Source organism: Arthrobacter sp. NPDC058127, assembly GCF_042884555.1.
In the GTDB taxonomy this organism is placed as follows: domain Bacteria; phylum Actinomycetota; class Actinomycetes; order Actinomycetales; family Micrococcaceae; genus Arthrobacter.
This window is the reverse complement of record NZ_JBHVTT010000020.1, coordinates 42,431-63,702: the sequence shown is the minus strand read 5'-3', so window position 1 is coordinate 63,702 and position 21,272 is coordinate 42,431. Positions and strand designations below refer to the sequence as shown.

General features: G+C 63.7%; 23 protein-coding genes and 1 pseudogene. 15 read left to right on the top strand and 9 right to left on the bottom strand.

All coding sequences use genetic code 11. From position 1 onward, the window contains the following. Window positions 1-87: 87 nt before the first annotated feature. The 4 genes from ACFVTG_RS20690 (at window position 88) to ACFVTG_RS20675 (ending at window position 3,803) form a co-directional block, all read left to right on the top strand. Window positions 88-1,005, top strand: a complete 918-nt coding sequence (locus tag ACFVTG_RS20690; RefSeq protein WP_390282713.1) for an alpha/beta hydrolase — start codon at window positions 88-90, stop codon at window positions 1,003-1,005. 91 nt (window positions 1,006-1,096) lie between these two features. Continuing rightward, complete coding sequence (locus tag ACFVTG_RS20685) at window positions 1,097-1,663, top strand: RNA polymerase sigma factor (RefSeq protein ID WP_390282712.1); 567 nt, start codon at window positions 1,097-1,099, stop codon at window positions 1,661-1,663. Then, on the top strand, window positions 1,660-2,496 hold the full coding sequence (locus ACFVTG_RS20680; RefSeq protein ID WP_390282711.1) for a hypothetical protein: 837 nt from the start codon (window positions 1,660-1,662) through the stop codon (window positions 2,494-2,496). Before ACFVTG_RS20685 ends, ACFVTG_RS20680 begins: the two co-directional genes overlap by 4 nt. A 116-nt stretch (window positions 2,497-2,612) precedes the next feature. After that, the gene (locus tag ACFVTG_RS20675; protein ID WP_390282710.1) at window positions 2,613-3,803 is read left to right on the top strand and encodes an acyl-CoA dehydrogenase family protein; all 1,191 of its coding nucleotides are present in this window, start codon (window positions 2,613-2,615) and stop codon (window positions 3,801-3,803) included. A 90-nt stretch (window positions 3,804-3,893) separates the two neighbouring features. Here ACFVTG_RS20675 and ACFVTG_RS20670 read toward each other — a convergent pair. After that, window positions 3,894-4,349: pseudogene (locus ACFVTG_RS20670) on the bottom strand (M23 family metallopeptidase); the annotation flags it as partial. Between the two features lie 435 nt (window positions 4,350-4,784). Here ACFVTG_RS20670 and rpsB point away from each other — a divergent pair. From rpsB to ACFVTG_RS20640, 6 genes are all read left to right on the top strand, one after another. Further along, a complete protein-coding gene (gene rpsB, locus ACFVTG_RS20665; protein WP_284752650.1) occupies window positions 4,785-5,648 on the top strand; it encodes a 30S ribosomal protein S2 in 864 nt (287 codons plus the stop codon). A gap of 121 nt (window positions 5,649-5,769) precedes the next feature. Further along, window positions 5,770-6,606 (top strand): translation elongation factor Ts, encoded by an 837-nt coding sequence (tsf, locus tag ACFVTG_RS20660; protein WP_184735951.1) that lies wholly within the window; start codon window positions 5,770-5,772, stop codon window positions 6,604-6,606. 147 nt (window positions 6,607-6,753) lie between these two features. Further along, window positions 6,754-7,491, top strand: a complete 738-nt coding sequence (gene pyrH / locus ACFVTG_RS20655; RefSeq protein WP_284752651.1) for a UMP kinase — start codon at window positions 6,754-6,756, stop codon at window positions 7,489-7,491. 102 nt (window positions 7,492-7,593) lie between these two features. Beyond that, entirely contained in the window at window positions 7,594-8,151 is a 558-nt protein-coding gene (gene frr / locus ACFVTG_RS20650) for a ribosome recycling factor (protein ID WP_078105729.1), read from the top strand. Next, window positions 8,151-9,074 (top strand): phosphatidate cytidylyltransferase, encoded by a 924-nt coding sequence (locus tag ACFVTG_RS20645; protein WP_390282709.1) that lies wholly within the window; start codon window positions 8,151-8,153, stop codon window positions 9,072-9,074. Before frr ends, ACFVTG_RS20645 begins: the two co-directional genes overlap by 1 nt. Before the next feature lie 21 nt (window positions 9,075-9,095). Then, complete coding sequence (locus ACFVTG_RS20640; protein WP_284752653.1) at window positions 9,096-9,680, top strand: DivIVA domain-containing protein; 585 nt, start codon at window positions 9,096-9,098, stop codon at window positions 9,678-9,680. Window positions 9,681-9,745: 65 nt separating this feature from the next. On the opposite strand, the gene ACFVTG_RS20635 is transcribed toward ACFVTG_RS20640, so the two are convergent. The 5 genes from ACFVTG_RS20635 to ACFVTG_RS20615 are packed head-to-tail and all read right to left on the bottom strand — an operon-like array spanning window position 9,746 to window position 13,735. Then, window positions 9,746-11,218: a cation acetate symporter gene (locus ACFVTG_RS20635; protein WP_284752654.1), complete on the bottom strand. Its 1,473-nt coding sequence runs from the start codon at window positions 11,216-11,218 to the stop codon at window positions 9,746-9,748. Beyond that, the gene (locus ACFVTG_RS20630) at window positions 11,215-11,577 is read right to left on the bottom strand and encodes a hypothetical protein (RefSeq protein ID WP_390282708.1); all 363 of its coding nucleotides are present in this window, start codon (window positions 11,575-11,577) and stop codon (window positions 11,215-11,217) included. Before ACFVTG_RS20630 ends, ACFVTG_RS20635 begins: the two co-directional genes overlap by 4 nt. Continuing rightward, window positions 11,574-12,293 (bottom strand): LytR/AlgR family response regulator transcription factor, encoded by a 720-nt coding sequence (locus tag ACFVTG_RS20625; RefSeq protein WP_390282707.1) that lies wholly within the window; start codon window positions 12,291-12,293, stop codon window positions 11,574-11,576. Before ACFVTG_RS20625 ends, ACFVTG_RS20630 begins: the two co-directional genes overlap by 4 nt. 15 nt (window positions 12,294-12,308) lie before the next feature. Next, on the bottom strand, window positions 12,309-13,475 hold the full coding sequence (locus tag ACFVTG_RS20620) for a histidine kinase (RefSeq protein ID WP_284752657.1): 1,167 nt from the start codon (window positions 13,473-13,475) through the stop codon (window positions 12,309-12,311). Between the two features lie 56 nt (window positions 13,476-13,531). Continuing rightward, on the bottom strand, window positions 13,532-13,735 hold the full coding sequence (locus ACFVTG_RS20615) for a hypothetical protein (RefSeq protein WP_390282743.1): 204 nt from the start codon (window positions 13,733-13,735) through the stop codon (window positions 13,532-13,534). Between ACFVTG_RS20615 and ACFVTG_RS20610 the strand changes: the two genes are divergently transcribed. Together ACFVTG_RS20610 and ACFVTG_RS20605 are read left to right on the top strand one after the other, a co-directional pair. Further along, window positions 13,640-14,017 carry a DUF485 domain-containing protein gene (locus ACFVTG_RS20610; RefSeq protein ID WP_284983984.1) on the top strand — a complete coding sequence of 126 codons (378 nt, stop codon included), beginning with the start codon at window positions 13,640-13,642 and terminating at the stop codon, window positions 14,015-14,017. The two genes, ACFVTG_RS20615 and ACFVTG_RS20610, sit on opposite strands and share 96 nt — an antisense overlap. Next, window positions 14,014-15,630 (top strand): cation acetate symporter, encoded by a 1,617-nt coding sequence (locus ACFVTG_RS20605; RefSeq protein ID WP_390282706.1) that lies wholly within the window; start codon window positions 14,014-14,016, stop codon window positions 15,628-15,630. Before ACFVTG_RS20610 ends, ACFVTG_RS20605 begins: the two co-directional genes overlap by 4 nt. Window positions 15,631-15,775: 145 nt before the next feature. Here the strand turns inward: ACFVTG_RS20605 and ACFVTG_RS20600 are convergent, their stop codons facing one another. The 3 genes from ACFVTG_RS20600 to ACFVTG_RS20590 form a co-directional block, all read right to left on the bottom strand. Continuing rightward, window positions 15,776-16,339 carry a hypothetical protein gene (locus ACFVTG_RS20600; RefSeq protein WP_345449760.1) on the bottom strand — a complete coding sequence of 188 codons (564 nt, stop codon included), beginning with the start codon at window positions 16,337-16,339 and terminating at the stop codon, window positions 15,776-15,778. A 30-nt stretch (window positions 16,340-16,369) separates the two neighbouring features. Then, window positions 16,370-16,783, bottom strand: a complete 414-nt coding sequence (locus tag ACFVTG_RS20595; protein ID WP_059387837.1) for a DUF4383 domain-containing protein — start codon at window positions 16,781-16,783, stop codon at window positions 16,370-16,372. A gap of 137 nt (window positions 16,784-16,920) precedes the next feature. Further along, a complete protein-coding gene (locus ACFVTG_RS20590) occupies window positions 16,921-17,406 on the bottom strand; it encodes an Lrp/AsnC family transcriptional regulator (protein ID WP_078105724.1) in 486 nt (161 codons plus the stop codon). A 195-nt stretch (window positions 17,407-17,601) separates the two neighbouring features. Between ACFVTG_RS20590 and pdhA the strand changes: the two genes are divergently transcribed. Genes pdhA through ACFVTG_RS20575 form a run of 3 tightly spaced genes read left to right on the top strand, consistent with a single transcriptional unit; the run spans window position 17,602 to window position 21,193 of the window. Further along, the gene (gene pdhA / locus ACFVTG_RS20585) at window positions 17,602-18,768 is read left to right on the top strand and encodes a pyruvate dehydrogenase (acetyl-transferring) E1 component subunit alpha (RefSeq protein WP_390282705.1); all 1,167 of its coding nucleotides are present in this window, start codon (window positions 17,602-17,604) and stop codon (window positions 18,766-18,768) included. Then, window positions 18,768-19,778 (top strand): alpha-ketoacid dehydrogenase subunit beta, encoded by a 1,011-nt coding sequence (locus ACFVTG_RS20580; protein ID WP_236816599.1) that lies wholly within the window; start codon window positions 18,768-18,770, stop codon window positions 19,776-19,778. Before pdhA ends, ACFVTG_RS20580 begins: the two co-directional genes overlap by 1 nt. Then, on the top strand, window positions 19,775-21,193 hold the full coding sequence (locus tag ACFVTG_RS20575; RefSeq protein ID WP_390282704.1) for a dihydrolipoamide acetyltransferase family protein: 1,419 nt from the start codon (window positions 19,775-19,777) through the stop codon (window positions 21,191-21,193). Before ACFVTG_RS20580 ends, ACFVTG_RS20575 begins: the two co-directional genes overlap by 4 nt. The last annotated feature ends 79 nt before the right edge of the window (window positions 21,194-21,272 follow it).

Sequence of the window (21,272 nt, the reverse complement as noted above, 5' to 3'; positions counted from 1 at the left end):
TGCTCCTACCGGGCCGAACCCGCCACGGCAGGCTGCGGGCAATAGCTACTGAACTCACGAGCCGGATGCGCATCCTAGAGTTATCCTGTGAACGTCGAATTGCCCTCGCTGATCGATCCTGACCTGTGGACATTCGTCGATGAGTCCCGCGCCTTCTACGCCCGCAGGCCGTCTGGCCGTGGTCCGGGCAGCCGGGAAGAGCTGCTCGCATTCCGAGCGGCCATGGCAGCACCCGCAGAGTGTGATCCACGGCCAATCGCAGAGCTGGCTAGCGCGCTTGGCCGAAGCGTTCCGGTGCGGATCCACCTGCCGGTCGGCAAGCCGGTGGCGGGCGTGTTCCTGGAAATCCACGGCGGCGGCTTCTACATGGGCTCGGCCGCCGGAAGCGACCTTCGCAACAGGCGGCTCGCGGACGCGCTCGGCATTGCATTGGTCAGCGTGGATTACCGGCTCGCTCCCGAGCACCCGTGGCCGTCCGCCCCCGACGACTGCGAGACAGCGGCGCTGTGGCTGGTGGAGCACGCCGAAGGCCGTTTTGGCACAGCGAAACTCGCTATCGGTGGCTTCTCTGCCGGTGCGACGCTGGCGATGGCTACGCTTGTCCGGTTGCGCGACCGCGGGGTTACGGCATTTAGCGGCGGCGTGCTGCAGTTCGGCACCTATGACCTCTCCGCGACGACGCCGGCCGGACGCCTCATCGCCGACGAGTATTTTCTTGACGCCTATGCCGGGAACACGCCGGATCGCACACACCCCGACCTCTCACCACTCTTCGCCGAGCTCGCCGGCCTGCCGCCGATCATGATCGTGATCGGCAGCGAGGACATCCTCCTGGAAGACAATCTCGCCATGGCCGGACGGATGTCGGACGCCGGTGTCCAGGTCGACCTGCGTATCTATCCCGCCTCCCCTCACGGCTTCACCGGACACGGGACGGGGATGGGCCGGGCCGCCGTCGGCCACATGGACGCGTGGCTCCGAGCCCGGCTTGGCCCCGAAGCCTGAATCGCTTGGCCGGGATGGCCACGAGGGTCGGTTCCCGGCATCAGTTCCCTGGGCGCGACACACTGGGTCGGGTGGCAGACAGGTATAGAGCATGAGGCAACCTTCCAAAGCTCCTGACCGGGAGCGCACCTTCAGATTGTTGTATGAGTTGGTCCACCCGGAGCTCATGAGATTTGTTCAGCGCCGCGCCCACCCGGACCACGCCGAAGACGTCGTCGCCGACGCATTCCTTGTCGTGTGGCGACGCCTCGATGAGCTGCCGAGCCGCCATGACGACGCGAGAGCATGGATCTTCGGCATCACGCGCAACATTCTTCTAAACACCCACCGGGGCGAACGGCGTCGCCTGGCGCTCGGTGTCCGTCTCGCGGATGCCGCAGCTCTCGCCTACCTGGACGAGGACGCAGACCCGATCGTGAATCGCATTGACCTGGGCAAAGCATGGTGCGCGCTTTCCGAGACCCATCAGGAGGCCCTGGGCCTTGTTGTCTTCGAAGACCTCAACGCACCACAGGCAGCTGCGGTACTCGGCATCTCACCGGTTGCCTTCCGTCTTCGACTGAGCCGTGCCCGCCGAGCGCTTCGCCTCCTTCTCGAACACCTACCCCGGCACTCCAGTACACCTGCGGCTTCCTTCGAAAGGACAACCACGCCATGACCCGCAATCAAGAGATCGACACTCTCCTTCGATCATTGGACGTCGCGGACCACAAGGCCCCCGTCGACAATGAACGGGCCCGTGCCGATCTTCTCCGCATCTTGTCCACCGCCCCGGTGCAGGCGCCATCCCCGGGCCCGTCGACGAAAACCGCTGCCGGCAAAGGTCGTCGTCTTGGAGGTACCGGATGGACGGCCCGCAGGGTCGCCGTGGTCGGAGGAATGGTGGCGGTAGTCACCGCAGGCCTGGTTGTCCTGCCGTCCTTGTCAGGTGGGGACCCGGCATTTGCCAGCTGGACTCCCGCTCCTGCCGGCATGACTGAGACTGAACGTAACAGTGCAGCGGCCGAGTGCCGTGCGTCCAAGAAGAATGTGGGTGGTGGAATGTACGCGGACGACGTCGACTCGGCTGCGGTGGCGATTGCCGAGCGGCGCGGCGTGTGGACCACGGTGGTGCTCACGGGTGAGGACGGGTTCTCGGCCCTGTGTATTACTGATGACGCCGTCAGTCTTTTCGGTAAGGGAATGATCGGCTCGGCAGGAAAGTCAACCGCTCACCCGGTTCCGGGCCCTCGCGGGTTAACGGCCACGGCTCTGGGGACGGGAACCATGAGCGCAGGCGACATTTCCATCGCGGCCGGCGACGCGGGCTCTGACATTCTCGCAGTCGTCTACAGGAGCCGGACCCGTGGGGACGTGACAGCGACCGTGTCCCGGGGACACTTCGCTCTGTGGTTGCCAGGAGACGAACTGCGGAATGCGTCGAGCGATGGCGTCGAGGTCGAAGTGAGCTATGAGGACGGCACCACGGGAACGAGTCGTCTAACCCTTTGAATCAACAAGACACAATGGGCTGCCTTGCGCACAAGGAGCCCGGGATGCCTGGTTGCTTGTCTGGAGGTCCGTGGTTACTGTAAGTTACTCATCAGTAACTTATGCGAAGGAGCGCCATGTCCAAGGCAGCAATCGATCTTGAGAATCTCCCATACGCCGACGGTGACTTCTACGGCTTTGAGCAATTGCTCACGGGCAAGGAGCAAGACCGGCTGGCTGAGATCCGGGCCTTCCTTTCCCGTGAGGTCAAGCCGATTGCCGTCGATTGCTGGAACCGTGGGGAATTCCCCATGGACCTGATTCCCAAGCTGGCTGAGATTGACCTGGTCAGTCCGGTAAGGCGGCAAGGCTATTCCAACGTGTTCGCCGGCCTTGTCCACGCAGAGGCAACCCGCGCCGATGCCTCAATTGCCACGTTCATGGGCGTTCACGACGGCTTGTTCACCGGTTCCATCGAGGCGTTGGCATCCCAAGAGCAACAGGATGCCTGGCTGCCGGACATTTACTCCCTCAAGAAAATCGGCGCCTTTGGACTTACGGAACCATTGGGCGGCTCGGACGTCGCAGGCGGCACCAGGACCACGGCGCGCCGCGAAGGCGGCAACTGGATCCTCAACGGGGCCAAGCGCTGGATCGGCAATGCCACCTTCTCGGACTGGGTTGCGATCTTCGCCCGCGACCTCGGCGACGACCAGGTCAAGGGCTTCCTGGTGGACACAAGCCTCCCTGGATTCAAGGCAAGCAAGATCGAAAACAAGATCTCGCTGCGGACCGTTCAGAATGCCGACATCACCCTCGAAAACGTGGTGGTCCCGGACTTCTTCAAACTGGCCAATGCCAACAGCTTCAGGGATACCAACAAGGTCCTCAAAGTCACGCGGCTTTCGGTTGCGTGGCAGGCTGTAGGCCAGCAGCTCGCAGCGTTTGACGTCGCCCGCCGCTATGCGGTTGAACGGATGCAGTTCGGGAGGCCCCTGGCATCGTTCCAGTTGGTGCAGCAGCAACTCGTGCAGATCCTGGGCAACACCGTCAGCTCCATGGGCATGATGGTGCGTCTCGCGCAGCTTGAGGACGCCGGGGTGGCCAAGGACGAGCAATCCGCGCTGGCGAAAGCATTCACCACGGCCCGCATGCGCGAAAGCGTTGCCCTGGGCCGCGGCATCCTGGGCGGCAACGGCATTGTCACGGACTACGAGATGGCCAAGATCTTCGCCGACGCCGAGGCCATCTACTCCTACGAAGGCACCCACGAAATCAACACCCTTGTCACCGGGCGGGCCATCACGGGGATTTCCGCCATCGTCTAGCGCCAGCACATCGTCTAGGGGCAATACATCGTCCAGGGGCAGCAATACGGATGGCCGGAGATCCGTGACGAAGGCAAGCGGGTTGACATACTCATCCCCGTGCCGGACTCCCCAGTGAAGGCACGGTGATCCCGCGCAGTGGCCGATCCTCACGGCGCCGACGGCTTGTCCTTTGTTCACCGTGGCCCCCTCTGCGAGGTCGCTGTCCACTGGCTCAAAGCTGCTCCGCAGTCCGCCCCCATGGTCGATGGTGATCACCGGCCGGTCCACCACGACGCCTACGAAGCTCACGGTGCCGTCGGCAGGCGCGGCGACCGTGACGCCGTTGTCGGCTGCTTGCAGATCCACGCCGCGGTGCCCACTCAGCCACGGCTTGTCCGGAGGGTCGAAACCACGCAGGACGGCGGGCTTGGGGGAGAGCGGCCACGCCCAGTCCGGGCGGATGCCGGGCGGGTTGGGTGCGCCCGGAGGCGGCGATGCCACGGCAGGCGGCGCGCCCAGGGCAACGAGCAATAGAACGTTGGCCAGGAGATGTGCGGTTCTCATGGAACCAGCCTTCGTTGGCGCTGCAGATCCCGAAAGCCTCCAGTGCGGCTATGTGGAAAACGATGCGGGAAACCTGCCGAAGGCGAGAGGCTGAACCCGGGGCTTAAGCGGTCATGAGGTCGAAGGCGCTGTAGTACACTTGGTGGAGCAGTTTGCTGTGCCCTCAGGCTTGTTCAGAAGCGCTTCTCATTCAGTTGCGCGGGGGCTCCAGGCTGACTACGCGTATCCAACCCTCCAATTGCGAATCCTCGTGGATTCAGTGCTGCGGAGGATTGTGCCTCTTGCGGTCCGGCGAGTCATTGGCCGGATGAGAAGTGCAATGGATGCCAGGAGCCAAGGCCCGTTCGGGTCCGGCTAATTAACCGTCAACTATTGGCAGGGTAAGAGCGGCCCGTGTGGCTCTCTCATGAATGACCTGCCGGAAGGAGCGTCGGCATGCCCGTCGTAACTATGCGCCAGCTGCTTGACAGCGGCGTCCACTTTGGACACCAGACCCGTCGTTGGAACCCGAAGATGAAGCGATTTATCTTCACGGAGCGCAACGGCATCTACATCATTGACCTTCAGCAGTCGCTGTCCTACATCGACCGCGCTTTCGAGTTCGTCAAGGCCACTGTCGCCCACGGCGGCACCGTCCTGTTCGTCGGCACCAAGAAGCAGGCTCAGGAAGCAATCGCTGAGCAGGCTACCCGTGTTGGCCAGCCGTACGTCAACCAGCGTTGGTTGGGCGGTATGCTCACCAACTTCCAGACCGTCGCCAAGCGCATCCAGCGCATGAAGGAACTCGAAGAGATCAACTTCGAGGACGTCGCAGGCTCGGGCTACACCAAGAAGGAGCTCCTGCTCCTCAAGCGTGAACTCACCAAGCTGGAAACCAACCTCGGTGGTATCCGCAACCTGACCAAGGCTCCTTCCGTTCTGTGGGTTGTTGACACGAAGAAGGAACACCTGGCTGTTGACGAAGCCAAGAAGCTGAACATCCCGGTTGTTGCCATCCTGGACACCAACTGCGACCCCGACGAAGTTGACTTCCCGATCCCGGGTAACGACGACGCCATCCGCTCCGTAAACCTGCTGACCCGCGTGGTTGCCGACGCCGTTGCTGAGGGCCTCATCGCCCGTAACCAGCGCGCAACCGGTGCTGCAGAGGCCCCGGAAGAGCCGCTGGCTGAGTGGGAGCGCGAGCTCCTCGAAGGCAGCAAGGCCGAAGCTGCTGAAGCTCCGGCTGCAGAAGCTGTCGAAGCCCCGGCCGCCGAGGCCACGGAAGCTGCTGCCGGCGAAGCCGAAGCAGACAAGTAAATCCGGACCTTTCCTGCGCCGGATTTCGGCGCGGGGAGCTACTGACAGGATGGCGGCCCACTCGGTGGGCTGCCGTCCTGTCAGTCCGTAAACACATAAATTTCTAGACAGAGGGGTTCACATGGCGAACTACACTGCTGCTGACATCAAGGCCCTGCGCGAGCGCACCGGCGCCGGCATGATGGACGTCAAGAAGGCTCTTGACGAGGCCAACGGCGACGCCGAGAAGGCCATCGAGATCATCCGCATCAAGGGCCTCAAGGGCGCTACCAAGCGCGAAGGCCGCTCCACCGCCGAGGGCCTGGTTGCAGCCAAGGTCACCGACGGCGTGGGCGTAATGATCGAGGTCAACTGCGAGACCGACTTCGTCGCCAAGGCTGACAAGTTCATCCAGCTGGCCGACAAGGTCCTGGCCGTCGCCGTCGAGTCCGGCGCTGCCGACCTCGAGACCCTGCTGGCCATCGACGTCGACGGCAAGCCCCTTTCCGAGGTTGTCGTCGAAGAAGGTGCCGTTCTCGGCGAAAAGGTTGTTGTCCGCCGCATCGCCCGCATTGAAGGCGGCACGGTTGACGCTTACCTGCACAAGACCTCCAAGGACCTCCCGGCCCAGGTCGGCGTCCTGTTCGCCGTTGAGGGCGAGGGCGACGCCGCTGCTACCGCGGCCCACGACGTTGCCGTCCACGTTGCAGCCATGGCCCCGAACTACCTGAGCCGCGAAGACGTCCCGGCCGAACTGGTCGAGTCCGAGCGCCGCATCGCCGAAGAGACCGCCAAGGCCGAAGGCAAGCCGGAAGCCGCTCTCACCAAGATCGTTGAAGGCCGCGTCACGGGCTTCTACAAGGGCGAAGTTCTCCTTGACCAGGCGTTCGCCAAGGACTCCAAGAAGACCGTTGCACAGGTTCTCGAAGAGGCCGGCGTCAAGGCAACCGCAGTTGCCCGTTTCCGCGTCGGAAACTAGTTAGACATACAAAAGGGGTGGTCACTTCGGTGGCCGCCCCTTTTGCATGCAACGGCAGGCCCGCAAACGAGCGCATCTACAGCCGGCAGCTTTCTGCCCGGCCCCCAGCAAGATAATCTAGCCAGAGTCCACAAACGGGAAGGCACCATGGAAACCGAGAACACTGCAATCCATCCGGAGAAGACCCGTCGTCGTGTGCTGCTGAAGCTGTCCGGCGAGGTCATCGGCGGCGGAAAGCTTGGTGTGGACCCGGAAACCGTCCGCGCCATCGCCAAGCAGATCGCCGCTGCGGTTTCCGAGGTCGAGGTGGCAATCGTCGTCGGCGGCGGTAACTTCTTCCGCGGCGCCGAACTGTCCCAGAGCGGCATGGACCGCTCCCGCGCCGACTACATGGGAATGCTCGGCACTGTCATGAACTGCCTGGCCCTGCAGGACTTCCTGGAGCAAGCGGGCGTCGAGACCCGCGTCCAGAGCGCCATCACCATGGGACAGGTAGCCGAGGCCTACATTCCGCGCCGTGCCATCCGCCACATGGAAAAAGGCCGCGTTGTCATCTTCGGCGCAGGCGCAGGCCTTCCGTACTTCTCCACCGACACCGTGGCCGCCCAGCGCGCACTCGAAGTGCATGCCGACGTCGTGCTCATGGCAAAGAGCGGTGTGGACGGCGTCTACACCGCGGACCCCAAGAAGGATCCCACGGCCGAGAAGCTCGAAAAGCTCAGCTACGACGAGGCCCTGCGCCGTGACATCCGCGTCATGGACCAGACCGCCATGACCATGTGCAAGGACAACGATTTGTCCATGGTTGTCTTCGGCATGGAAGGCGAAGGGAACGTCACCCGGGCCATCCTCGGCGAAAAGCTGGGCACCCTGGTCACCCCCTAGCAAGGGCTAGGATATTTCTAGGACTCTTCCGCCCGCAGGGGCGGAAATTTATTGTGCATTGCGGCCCGTGGACCGGGGCGCGACTATTTCTGAGGAGAAACCGTGATCGAAGAAACCTTGCTCGAAGCCGGGGAAAAGATGGACAAGGCGGTCGAGGTAGCCAAGGAGGATTTCGCGTCGATCCGTACCGGTCGCGCGAACCCCGGACTCTACAACAAGGTGATCGTGGAATACTACGGCACCCCCACACCGCTGCAGCAGCTGGCTTCCTTCGCTATTCCGGACGCCAGGACCATCCTCATCACGCCCTTTGACAAGACCTCAATGCGCGACATCGAAAGGGCCCTGAGCGACTCCGAGGTTGGCGCCAATCCGTCCAACGACGGCAACGTCATCCGGATCACCATCCCGGAGCTCACCCAGGAACGCCGCAAGGAATACGTCAAGATCGTCAAGGGCAAGGGTGAGGACGCAAAGGTTTCCATCCGAAGCATCCGACGCAAGGCCAAGGACGCCCTGGACAAGCTCGTCAAGGACGGCGAAGCCGGCGAAGACGAGGGTGCCCGTGGCGAAAAGGAACTCGACGCCATCACCAAGGCACACGTCGACGGTATCGACGAGCTCCTCAAGCGCAAGGAAGCCGAGCTGCTCGAGGTCTGATGAGCGAGGCTGAGCCGGCGCCCGCGCGGGGGATTCCCACACGCGCCAGACGCCAACGCGGCAACCCGACGCCCAAGGCAGGCCGGAACCTTCCGGCCGCCATCGGCGTCGGGCTCGCCATGCTCTTCGCCGTCCTCGGCGGCCTGCTGTTCCTGCCGTTGGGGTTCGTTCTCCTGACCACCGCGTTTGCGGTCCTCGGCGTGTGGGAAATTTTCCGTGCTCTCGAAGGCCAGGGCACCAGGATGCCGATCATTCCCGTGCTGACCGGTACCGTGGCGATGCCGCTCGCGGCGTACTTCGGTGGCACCGAAAGCCTGCTCTTCGCGATGGTGCTCAGCAGCACGGCCGTCCTGCTTTGGCGTTCCCTTGAAAGCGCTGCCGGAGCTCCGCGCAGCGTCTTCTCCGGAATTTTCACGCTTGCCTGGGTGCCTTTCCTGATCAGCTTTGCCATCCTGCCCCTCCATGCAGGCGGGGGAGCGACGACGGCGGGTCCCTGGCCCGCCGGGCAGGTTCCGGCGGGTGCCTGGCAGATCGCCGTCATGCTGTTGCTGGTAGTGTCCAACGATACTTTCGGGTACCTCGTGGGGGCACTCTTCGGGAAGCATCCGATGGCTCCCAAGATCAGTCCCAAAAAGACCTGGGAAGGGTTCGCTGGCTCGGTGGCAGGTGCCATGGTCATCGGGATCCTCGCCAGCATTTTCGTGCTGGATAGGCCGTGGTGGGTCGGTGTGGTGCTCGCCGTGGGCATGGTGGCCGCGGCTACCGCAGGTGACCTCGCGGAATCCATGGTCAAACGGGAACTTGGCGTGAAAGACATGAGTAGCATCCTGCCCGGACACGGCGGGGTCATGGACCGCCTCGACTCGATCGTCTTCGCGGCGCCGGCAGCATTTATTCTTTACGCGCTGTTGAGCGGCGCCTGACAACCACCCAGAAGGAAAGCAGTGGCAGTGGACATTCGTCGCCAGATCCCCGCAGCATTTGAGCGCGTGGCGCACAGCAGGTACGGCTACAACGCAAAGCAAGTCGACCAGTTCTTCCAGCGCGCCCGGTTGTCGTTTGAAAACAGGGCCGAGGCAGCCGAGAAAATCGGCAGCACCGATGTCCGCGCGGTTTCGTTTGATCCTGTCAAGGGCGGCTACGACGCCAACGCTGTGGACGCCGCATTGGACCGCCTCGAAGATGCCTTCGCCCGACGTGAACGTGACGAGCTGATAGCGGCCGAAGGCGAGGAAGCCTGGTTGCTGAAGATCGGCAAACTCTCCGGGGTGTTGCGCGGCCGTTTGCACCGGCCCGATGGCGAACGTTTCCGGCGGCCCGACAAGAAGCGTGCGCGCAGCTACAACATCGCCGAGGTCGATGCCTTGTGCGTCTCCCTGATCGGTTACCTGGAAAACGACAAACCGCTGAGCGTCGACAACGTCCGCCGAGCGGCTTTCTCCGAGGCCCGCGGGCGCGACGGCTACGAAGAGGCGCAGGTTGATGCCTTCCTCGACCGGGTCGTCGAACTCATGGCGGCGATCGACTAGCAAAACCCAGGCGGGCGCCTCGCCCTCGGTGTGCGGGGCGCCGGCTCCGCCGCGCTCCGCGGACCTCAGCGGAGCTGGCGTTCGGTGGCCACCGGCCGTTCCGGGACGTGAAGCCTGGTCATCAGGCGGGTCACGGTCCCGGGGACCCGGTGTTTCGTTGCCCGTGAGACGAGCACCATCACGGCAAACGCGGCCGGCACGGTCCAAGCCGCGGGCTGGGCAAGCCATCCGGGCGCAGCGGAACCGATGATCGTGCCCGATACCAGCGCACCGCCGCAAAGGACGGCTCCCGTCAGCATGCCTGCAATCGCGCCTGTGTCGCTCAGGCCACGCCACCAGATGCCCAAAAGCAGGACGGGACAAATGGTGGACGCCGTGAAAGCGAACACCAGCCCTACGCTGCCGGCCAAGGCCATCGAATCCGTGGTGAACGCAAAAACCAGGGGGACGACGGCGGCAAGGAGGGCGGCCACCCGGAATCCGCGCACGCTCCCGCCAAGAAGGTCCTGGCTGATGACGCCGGCCAGCGAAACCACCAATCCCGAGGTTGTCGAGAGGAACGCCGCAAACGCACCCGCAACCACCAATGCCGACAGGAGATCGCCGGGCACCCCACCCAGCAGCTTTCCAGGCAACAGCAGGACCAAGGCGTCGGGCCGTCCGTTGCTTGCGAGCTCAGGCGCGAAGACCCGCCCGAGCAGGCCGAACGCCGTCGGGAACAAATAGAAGACCGACAGCAGGCCCAACACGATGAGGGTGGTTCGGCGCGCCGATTGGCCGTCCGGGTTGGTGTAAAAGCGGACAAGGACGTGGGGGAGTCCCAGCGTTCCGAAAAGGAGCGCCACCAAGAGCGAGACAGTCTGGTAGAGCCCTGCCGCCTGAAGGCCCGTGGGATTGCTGGACGCCTCCGCCAGGACCGCTGAGCCGCCGCCCGTCTGGTTCAGCAGCAGGAACACCACAGGCACCGCCAAAGCCGTCAGCTTGAGCCAGTATTGGAAAGCCTGGACGAAGGTGATGGAACGCATGCCACCAGCCACTACCGTCATGCAGACCACCGCCACGACGGCGATGGAGCCCACCCACGAAGGCAATCCCGTGCTGATCCGGATGGTGAGCCCGGCGCCCTGCAACTGCGGCACGATATAGAGCCACCCGACGGCAACCACCACAAGGCTCGTGACGCGGCGGACGGCTTTCGACTCGAGCCTGGCCTCCGTGAAATCCGGGATCGTGTAGGCACCCGACCGGCGCAAGGGGGCGGCCACGAACAGCAAGAGCATCAGGTAGCCGGCCGTGTAGCCCACGGGGAACCAGAGAGCGTCCGTTCCCGTCAGCAGGATCAGCCCCGCGACCCCCAGGAAGCTCGCGGCCGACAAGTATTCGCCGCCGATCGCCGAGGCATTCCACCATGGCCGGACAGTGCGCGATGCCACGTAAAAGTCGCCAGTGGTACGCGAAATGCGCAGGCCGTAGAAGCCGATTCCCGCCGTCGCGAGCGCCACGCCCAGAAATGCGGCGAGCCCGACGGCGGGATTCACTTCTCCTCCACAAGATCGCGGTAGCGGGCTTCGTTCCTTGCCGCGGAGCGGTTGTACAGCCATGCGCTCAGGCCGATCACCGGATAGAGCGCCACTCCGAGGATGATCCAATTTACGGGGAGGCCGAGAATCCGCATCTGCGCGAGCTGAGGGACCAGCGCCACCATGGAGCCGTAGGCGGCCAGCACCAGCAGGAATCCGGAAGCCACCACCAAAGCTAGGCGCAATTGCGAACGGATGAGTGACCGGACGAAGACCTGCCCGACGTCGGAGTCCTCGGCAGCTTCCCGCGAATGGTACGGACGTTTGGGGGCTACCCTGGCAATTGATTGCGGGGCCGTGACCCTGACCCGGGTCATCCTTGTGGCCGGATCCGGGTGGCCTCGAGCTTGTCCCGCACGGACGGAAGGTGCCTGCGGCTGATCGGCAGTTCGGCTCCGGCGACAGTGACGCTGGGGCGTGCGGCGGCCAGTTTCATGTGCCCCACATGGTTCAGTGACATCAAATAGGAACGGTGGATGCGGATGAATCCGGCGTCCGCCCACTGCTGTTCGAGATCGCTCAGGGGTACCCGGATCAGGTAGCTCGCCTCCGCGGTGTGCAGCCGGGCGTAGTCTCCCTGGGCCTGGACGTAGCTGACATCGTCCCTCCGGATCATCCGGGTTGTTCCGCCTTGGTCAACCGTGATCATCTCGGGCACCTTGCTGCCGTCCTTCATGAGCTCGCTGATGCGGCCGATGGACCGCGCCAGGCGCTCGGCACGCACCGGCTTGAGCAGGTAGTCGACGGCGGCCAGTTCGAACGCCTCGAGCGCACAGTCTTCGTCGGCGGTGACGAAGACGACGGCGGGAGGGCGGGGGCTGCGCGCGATGGCACGGGCGATGTCCAAACCGGAAAGCGCGGGCATGTGGATGTCCAGGAAGACCGCGTCCACAGATTCCGTTTCGAGGGCGCTGAGGGCTTCGGCACCCGAGGCTGCACGGTGGATGGCGCCGATGCGCTCGTCCCGGCCCAGCAGGAAGGCGAGCTCTTCAACGGCGGGGAGCTCGTCGTCGGCGACGAGTACGTTGATCATGGTTATAGATTAGCCTCAGGCATCATGGCTCGGCTGGGACTTCGGGACGCGGATAGTGATCAAGGTGCCCTCTCCCGGCGCGGTCTCGATGACGAGGCCGTGTTCGTCTCCGTAGACCTGCCGAAGGCGGGCATCGACGTTTCGCAGTCCAACATGGTCGCCGTCTGCGTGCCCCGCCAGGACCGAGCGCAGGTGTTCCGGATCAATGCCTACGCCGTCGTCCTCGATGGTGACCTCCGCGAAGGCCCCGGAGTCGTTTGCGCAGATGGTGATGTGGCCCGGTCCTTCCTTCGCTTCAAGCCCATGGCGCACGGCGTTTTCCACGAGCGGTTGCAGGCTCAGGAAGGGAATCACCGTGCTCAGGACTTCGGGCGCGATCCTGAGGCTCACTTGAACGCGGTCTCCGAAGCGTGCCTTCTCCAACAGCAGGTAGCGGTCGATGCTCCGGAGTTCCTCCGCCAAGGTGGTGAAATCCCCGTGGCGGCGGAAGGAGTACCGGGTGAAATCCGCGAACTCGACCACCAACTCCCTGGCCCTGGCGGGATCGGTGTTGATGAACGAGGCAATGGCGTTGAGCGAGTTGTAGATGAAATGGGGGCTGATCTGTGCGCGCAGGGCCCGGACTTCGGCCTCCATGAGCAAGGTGCGGGAAGCGTCGAGTTCGGCCAATTCCACTTGCACAGCCACCCAGTCGGCCAGCTCGCTTGTCGCCCGGACCAGCCCGGCGCCGGCTTGCGGGGCGAAGGCCGCGACCGCCCCCACCACGCGGTTTCCGGCCCTGATCGGCGCCACGACGGCGTTCAGTGCGTGCGACGCCGGGACAACCACGGTCCGTCCGTCGGCGAGAACTCCCGAGGCGAGCTCCATCAGGGCGGCTTTGAGTTCTTCCGCCGCGCCATCCCACGCGAGAACGGACTCGGTGTCCGTAATGGCGAGGGCGTCGCAGCCAAGCAGGGAACGCAATTGCTTGCTCGCCTTGCCCGCTCCCGCCGCGTGGAGCCCGGTGCGCAGGTACTGTCCCGCGCGCGACGCCGCATGCAGGGTTTGGTACGTGGCCCTCTCGGCGTCGGTTCCCAGCTCGCGGAAGGAACGGATCACCTTGAGGCCCACCCCGACGACGACCGCCACAGCGAGCACGATGACCGCAATGGCGGCGGCGGTGACGAGCGGGGAATCCGGCATGGAGCAAGACTAGCGAACCCGCCGTTCGGCGCAGCAACGTGTCCGCTGGGCGACGCCTATGCCGGTGAATCTGGAAGTGGTGCAGTTGCCCGGCGGATAGTGATTCCAGTCACATCGGCCAGGAGTGCGTGGTCGATGGAGACACCCACAACCAGGAGGAAGCCATGGGTAACGAGGCCCAGACACCGGACGCAGCGGCGTCCGTTGATTTCCAGGAAGTCCAGCAAACGGGGCAGTTTCAGGAGCTCCGCAAGCGCCACCGTAGTTTTGTTTTTCCAATGGCCATTGCATTCCTGCTTTGGTACTTCGCCTACGTCCTGCTGGCTGACTACGCGGTGGGCTTCATGTCCACCAAGCTGTGGGGCAACATCAATGTCGGCCTGGTCCTGGGCCTGCTGCAGTTCGTCTCAACTTTCGGAATTACGGCTTGGTACGTTCACTACTCCAACCGGAAGCTGGACCCGATCGCCGCGGAAATCCGGAATGAGATCGAGGGCCACGAGTTCGACAAGGGCAGCACCGTGAGAGGGGCAGCAAAATGAGCGCCATGGTCCCGATGGTCAACGTTGCCGCTCTGAAGGACACCACTCTGTTGAACATGGGCATCTTCGCCCTGTTCGTCCTGGTCACCATGGTGATCGTTTTCCGGGCCAGCCGGAACAACAAAACGGCTGCCGACTACTATGCCGCCGGGCGCTCGTTCACCGGTTCGCAGAACGGCACCGCCATCGCCGGAGACTACCTCTCCGCCGCCTCCTTCCTGGGGATCACCGGGGCAATCGCCGTCAACGGCTACGACGGTTTCCTCTACTCCATCGGGTTCCTCGTGGCGTGGCTTGTGGCGTTGCTGCTTGTTGCCGAACTGCTGCGCAACACGGGCAAATTCACCATGGCCGATGTGCTTTCCTTCCGGCTGCGCCAGCGCCCGGTGCGGATCGCCGCGGCCCTGTCCACCCTGGCCGTCTGCTTTTTCTACCTGCTGGCGCAGATGGCCGGCGCCGGAAGCCTCATCTCCTTGCTGCTGGGCATCAGCGACTGGGGCGGACAAGCCCTGGTGATCGTCGTCGTCGGCGCCCTCATGATCATGTACGTGCTGATCGGCGGAATGAAGGGCACCACCTGGGTCCAGATCATCAAGGCCGTGCTGCTCATCTGCGGTGCGGCCGTCATGACGCTGTGGGTGCTGTCCATCTACGGCTTCAACCTGTCCAACCTGTTGGGTGCTGCGGCGGACACCGCAAAGAACCCCAACGTGCTCAATCCCGGCCTGCAGTACGGCAAGACCGACACTTCCAAGCTCGACTTCCTGTCCCTTGGGATGGCGCTCGTCCTCGGCACGGCCGCACTGCCACACGTGCTGATGCGCTTCTACACGGTGCCCACGGCCAAAGAAGCCCGCAAATCGGTGGTCTGGTCCATCTGGCTGATCGGGTTGTTCTACTTGTTTACCCTTGTCCTCGGCTACGGCGCGGCAGCCCTCGTCGGAGCCGACACCATCAAGTCGGCCCCCGGCGGTGTGAACTCCGCTGCACCGCTCCTCGCGTTCCACTTGGGCGGGCCGTTGCTGCTGGGCTTCATCTCGGCCGTAGCGTTCGCCACCATCCTTGCGGTGGTGGCCGGCTTGACCATCACGGCAGCGGCGTCGTTCGCCCACGATATCTATGCGAACGTTATTTCGAAGGGCAAGGCCGACGCCGGGACCGAGGTCAAGGTGGCCCGGCGGACTGTGGTGGTCATCGGGATCCTTGCGATCCTCGGCGGTATTTTCGCCAATGGCCAGAACGTAGCCTTCCTCGTGGCGCTCGCCTTCGCCGTGGCGGCATCGGCCAATTTGCCGACCATCGTCTACTCCCTGTTCTGGAAGAAGTTCACCACCCAGGGCGCCACCTGGAGCATGTACGGCGGACTCTCTGCGGCCATTATCCTGATTGCCTTGTCGCCGGTTGTTTCCGGTGCCAAGACGTCCATGATCCCGGGTGCCAACTTCGCGGTCTTCCCGTTGAGCAATCCCGGAATCGTGTCCATTCCGCTTGCCTTCCTGCTTGGCTGGCTCGGAACCGTGGTGGACAAGCGGCGCGAAGACAGCGCGAAGCAGGCCGAGATGGAAGTCCGTTCCCTGACCGGCGTCGGAGCCGAGAAAGCGGTGAACCACTAGGAGTACCGGTCCGACGCTCGCTCACATATCGGGCCGTTCGGCGTGACGCTCGTTCACAAACAAGGCCAAATGGCGGATCCCTCCTGCAGAAAGATCTGCAGGAGGGATTCCCATTTTTCAACCAAAGGTGAGCGAGCATCCGGGCTTAGTGGTTGTGGCCGCCCGGCAGGGAGTGCTCTCCGTGGGGGACGGCGTGCGCTCCGGCTACCGAGGCGGCGAGCCCCGGTGTCGTAATTGCTGCGACCACGACGGCGGCGGCAAAGGCTGCGCCCAAAAGCGCGCCGGCCCGCGGGGGAGCCTGCGCTACTCCGCCGACGTCGTCGCGGAACCTTCGGGCGAGCCAGGCAGAGGATCCCAGTGCCATCAGGACCAGGAACAGAGCTGCCAGATGCCCGCCGTCGAGCACTCTTTGGGCCATACCGGCAACCAGGAATCCGACGTGGACCAGCACGGCCGCGAGGAGGCCCAGGGTTGTTGGTTTACGGAACCGGAGCCGCCCCCGTTGGAGGCTGCCAATCGAGCTGGCGAGAAGCGCCAGGCCCCAGGCCGCGAAGATGCCGCCCGCCCACACAAGTGGTCCCCGGCCCGAAATGTAGCTGGATGCGATGGAAAGCTCCACGAGGCCGGCCCCCATTCCCGCGAAACACGAAAACAGGGTGAGGGATGCCCCGGCGGTGGGTCCTACGGACGTCGCTGCTTGAGCTGACACGGACGGCTCCTTCCGGGTTTGCGGCGTCTTCTAGACGTGGGCCCTGGCGGTGGTGGCCGGAACCTTGTCCTGCGAGAGGCCGATGCCGAGGAGCACCACAGCGCTTGCCAAGTGCAGGACGTTGTCTGCGCCGTTAAGGGCAATGATGTTCAGTGCGGAGCCCACGAGGAACAGTCCGAGGATGCCGACAAGCAGGTAGACCGCGCCGACCGTGGTGTTGATGGTCTTGGACAGCACGGTGCTGTTCATGCCCGCGTAGAGCAGGGCGGCGCCAATGGCGAGGTGGATGATGTTGTGCAGGGGGTTTACCGCAAAGATGATCAGATTGGCACCCTCGGTGGCGAAGAATCCAATTCCCGAGGTGACGAAGAATCCAACGACACCCACGAGCAGGTAGACGGCTCCAAAGATGGTGGCGATCAGGCGGTTGGGCGAAGTGCGCATGGTCCAAACCTTCCGGTATGGCCGGTTTTGTATCCGGCCTGTGTTCGAAACCCCGGACGGGGCTCTCAACCAGAGATTCGGACCACCCGGCGCTATGGATGGGTGGGATGGGACAAATTTTTTCGAGGTTACCGGGCTCAGCCTGTGCGGAGCGCCTTCTTGGTGTTCCGGTTCAGCAACGGCTGCACCCGGAAGGGAATCAATTCGCCCATGGACATGGCGGTGTCCGTTCGTTCCACTCCGTCGCACGCAAGGATCTTGCCGTTGATCCGGAACAGATCCTCGGCGTCGAGCGCCACCACCCGCAACAGCAGATCGGCCGAACCGGTCAGGCCGTATCCCTCCAGGATTTCCGGTATTTCGGCGAGGTCCAAGGCGAGCTGTCCAAGCTTTTGCTGCTGCACATGCACTGAGATGAAGGCCATGAGGGGGTAGCCAAGGGCGGCGGGGTTGATGCGCCGTTCGAAGGAGAGGAACGCATGCTTCTTTTCCAGTTGGGCCATCCGTGCCTGGACCGTATTCCGCGATAGTCCCAGCTTCTGTGCCAAGGCGACAACGGTGCCGCGGGGGTCCTTCGCCATGGCCGAAAGCAGGCGTGTGTCGGTGCCATCTAAAGCTTGCATAATGCGCAACGTTAGCACGGTAGCCACCGCCCAGATAGGGCAGAATGCGCAGAATTTTCAACGGTGGTTGTACCCAATGAGCATTGTGAGTAGGGTCACAATTAATCCAGGCGACGACGCCCGGATGCTGGCCCGCGGCTGGATCACAAGTCCTCCAAAAGGCCTGCGAGCACGAGCTGAAAGGTGCGATCAACTGTGTTGACGGACGAACCCGGCCAGGACGCCTACAAGGCTCCGAATCCCGGAATCAGTGCAGCAAGCCCGCGTCGGACCGGCGGGGATCTGGTCCAACTGATTTCCCCGGAAGGGGAACGCATCAGCCACCCGGAGTTCGATCTCTGGGTCAGCGATGTCACGGACGAGCAACTGTGCTCGCTGTATGAAGACATGATGGTCATCCGCCGCATCGACGCCGAGGCCACCGCCTTGCAACGTCAAGGCGAGCTGGCTCTGTGGCCGCCGCTGCTAGGCCAGGAAGCATCGCAGATCGGTGCGGGCCGGGCCCTCAGGGACGACGACTTTGTCTTCCCCAGCTACCGGGACAACGGCGTGGCCTACTGCCGCGGTGTGGAGCCCACCGACTTGGTCCGTGCCTGGCGCGGCAATGCCTCCTCCGGCTGGGACCCGTACCGCCACAACATCGCCACCCAACAGATCATCATCGGCTCGCAATCGCTGCACGCAACCGGCTACGCCATGGGTATCCAGCACGACGGCGCCGACTCGGTAGCGGTTGCACTCTTCGGCGATGGCGCCACGAGCGAAGGCGATGTCAACGAGGCAATGGTCTTCGCGGCGAGCTTCCAAGTGCCCGTGGTCTTCATCTGCCAGAACAACCACTGGGCCATCTCCGAACCCGTCCGGATTCAGTCCCACATCCAGATCGCCGATCGTGCCTCGGGCTTCGGAATCCCCAGCATGCGGGTCGACGGGAACGACGTCCTGGCTGTTTTGGCCGTCACGCGCATTGCGCTGGACCGGGCCCGCAAGGGCGGCGGACCGACGTTCATCGAAGCGGTGACTTATCGCATGGGCCCGCACACGACGGCGGACGATCCCACCCGCTACCGCGACGCCAATGAGCTTGAGGACTGGGCAGCCAAGGACCCGATTGCCCGGCTCAAGGCGCTGCTTCGCACCAAGGGCCTCCTGACGGAAGAGGTCGAAGCCAAGACCCAGGCCAAAGCGGATGAGGTGGCAAGGAACTTGCGCGCAGGAGTCATCAACATGCCCGATCCCGCGCCGCTGGACCTCTTCAAGCACGTTTACAGCACGCCCAACTCCTGGATCGAACGCCAGAAGGACCACTACTCCCGCTATTTGGAAAGCTTCAGCGGATCAACCCAGGAAGGTGCACTCTGATGAGCAAGCTGACCTTCGCCCGCGCCATCAACGCCGGCCTGCGCAAGTCCCTCGAAAACGATCCCAAAGTTGTCCTCATGGGTGAGGACATCGGTGCGCTCGGCGGGGTTTTCCGGGTCACCGACGGCCTCCAGAAAGACTTCGGCAAACACCGGGTGGTCGACACCCCCTTGGCCGAGTCCGCGATCATCGGCACCGCCGTCGGACTGGCCTACCGCGGCTACCGCCCGGTCTGCGAAATCCAATTCGATGGCTTCATCTACCCGGCATTCGACCAGATCGTCAGCCAGGTAGCCAAGATGCACTACCGGACCCAGGGCCGCGTCAAGATGCCCATCACCATCCGCGTTCCTTTCGGCGGCGGAATCGGTTCACCCGAGCACCACTCCGAGTCCCCGGAGGCCTACTTCACCCACACTTCGGGCCTTCGCGTCATCAGCGTCTCCAACCCGCAGGATGCCTACACTATGATCCAACAGGCCATCGCCTCGGACGATCCGGTGCTGTACTTCGAACCCAAGCGCCGCTACCACGACAAGGGCGAAGTGGATGAGACCGCAGATCTTTCCACGGCACTGTCCATGGAGAAGGCGAGGGTGGTCACCCCAGGAAGTGACGTCACCTTGGTAACATACGGACCGCTCGTGAAAACCGCGAACGACGCCGCCATGGCCGCCGCCGACGAAGGAGTCTCCGTGGAGGTTATCGACCTGCGCTCGCTGGCTCCGATCGACTTCCAGGCCGTGGAGGCGTCCGTCCGCAAGACCGGCAGGCTCGTCATCACCCATGAGGCTGCGCAGTCGGGCGGGCTCGGCGCGGAGATTGCCGCCAGTATCACCGAGCGCTGCTTCAACTACCTTGAATCGGCGCCGGTCCGGATCACGGGATTCGACATCCCGTACCCGTACTCAAAGCTCGAGATGCACCATCTGCCTGATCTGGACAGGATTCTTGACGGTGTGGACCGCGCTCTCGGCCGCGGCAACTCCCTGAGCGGGCTGGAAGGATGAGCGCCACCATGATCAAGGAATTCAGGCTGCCCGACCTCGGCGAGGGACTCACTGAGTCGGAAATTCTCAGCTGGAAGGTCGCGGTGGGGGACACTGTGACCTTGAACCAGGTCATTGCCGAGGTCGAGACGGCCAAGGCCGTGGTCGAGTTGCCTTCGCCCTTCGCCGGAACCGTGGCCGCCTTGCACGAACAGGCCGGTTCGGTTGTCGAGGTCGGCAAGCCGATCGTCTCCTTTGAAGTCGACGACGCCGGAGCCTCGCCTTCCGCTGTTGCCGGTCCCGGTGCGGGCGCATCCGTGGAAAGCCCCGCGGAGACCGCGGCGAAGCGCGAGCCCAACCTCGTAGGCTATGGCGCCGTAGTCGAAAAGTCAGGACGGCCGGCCCGACGCCAGCGGTCCTATGACGGAAGCACCGGCGAACGCGAGGCCGCCCGGGAACCGGTTCCCGCCGTCGAGCCCGTTCCCGCGGTTGAACAGCCCGCACGGCTCGCGATGCCCGCCGAGCCGACGGTGGAGCATGAGCGTCCACGGTCTACCCCGCCGGTCCGCAAGTTCGCGAGGGATCTCGGAATCGACCTCGAGTTGGTCAGGGGAACCGGGCCGGGAGGCCTGATCACCCGTTCGGATGTCCAGGACTTCGCGGCCGGATCCCAGGCGGAGGTTTCGGCTCCCGAGGTCGCACCGGTCGCTGCGCCCGCCGTCGGGGTCTCCGCTGAACGCGAGACCCGCACACCTATCAAGGGAGTCCGGAAGTTCACAGCCGCTGCCATGGTGCAAAGCGCCTTCACGGCTCCGCATGTGACGGAGTTCCTGACCGTTGACGTCACGCCCACCATGGAACTGTTGACGCGGCTCAAGGCCAGCCGCGAATTTGCCGGGTACAAGCTCACACCCTTGACCATCGCAGCCAAGGCCGTGCTGACTGCCCTGCGCAGGAACCCGACGCTGAACTCCCGCTGGGACGAGGCCGCACAGGAGATCGTGCAGTTCAACTATGTGAACCTGGGGATCGCCGCCGCCACGCCGCGGGGACTGACTGTTCCCAACATCAAAGACGCGGACAAGATGACGCTGCTCGAATTGTCTACGGCTTTGTCCGAACTCACGGACACGGCACGTTCAGGCAAGACTTCCCCGGCAGATCTGACCGGCGGAACCATTTCGATCACGAACATCGGCGTGTTCGGGATCGACGCCGGAACCCCCATCTTGAACCCGGGCGAGGCTGCCATCGTCGCGTTGGGATCGGTGCGCAAGGCCCCGTGGGTGCACAACGACGAACTCGCGGTGCGCCAGGTGATGTCACTGAGCCTGTCCTTCGACCACCGGCTGGTGGACGGCGAACAAGGCTCGAAATTCCTGGCCGACCTGGGCGCTATCCTGTCCGATCCTGCAACAGTCATGACGATGATCTAGCAGGGCGTTCATCCAGCCGCGCGTCCAGGCCCAACTAGCTCGCAGTAAGTGTCGTTTTGAAGGCTCATAACGACAACAA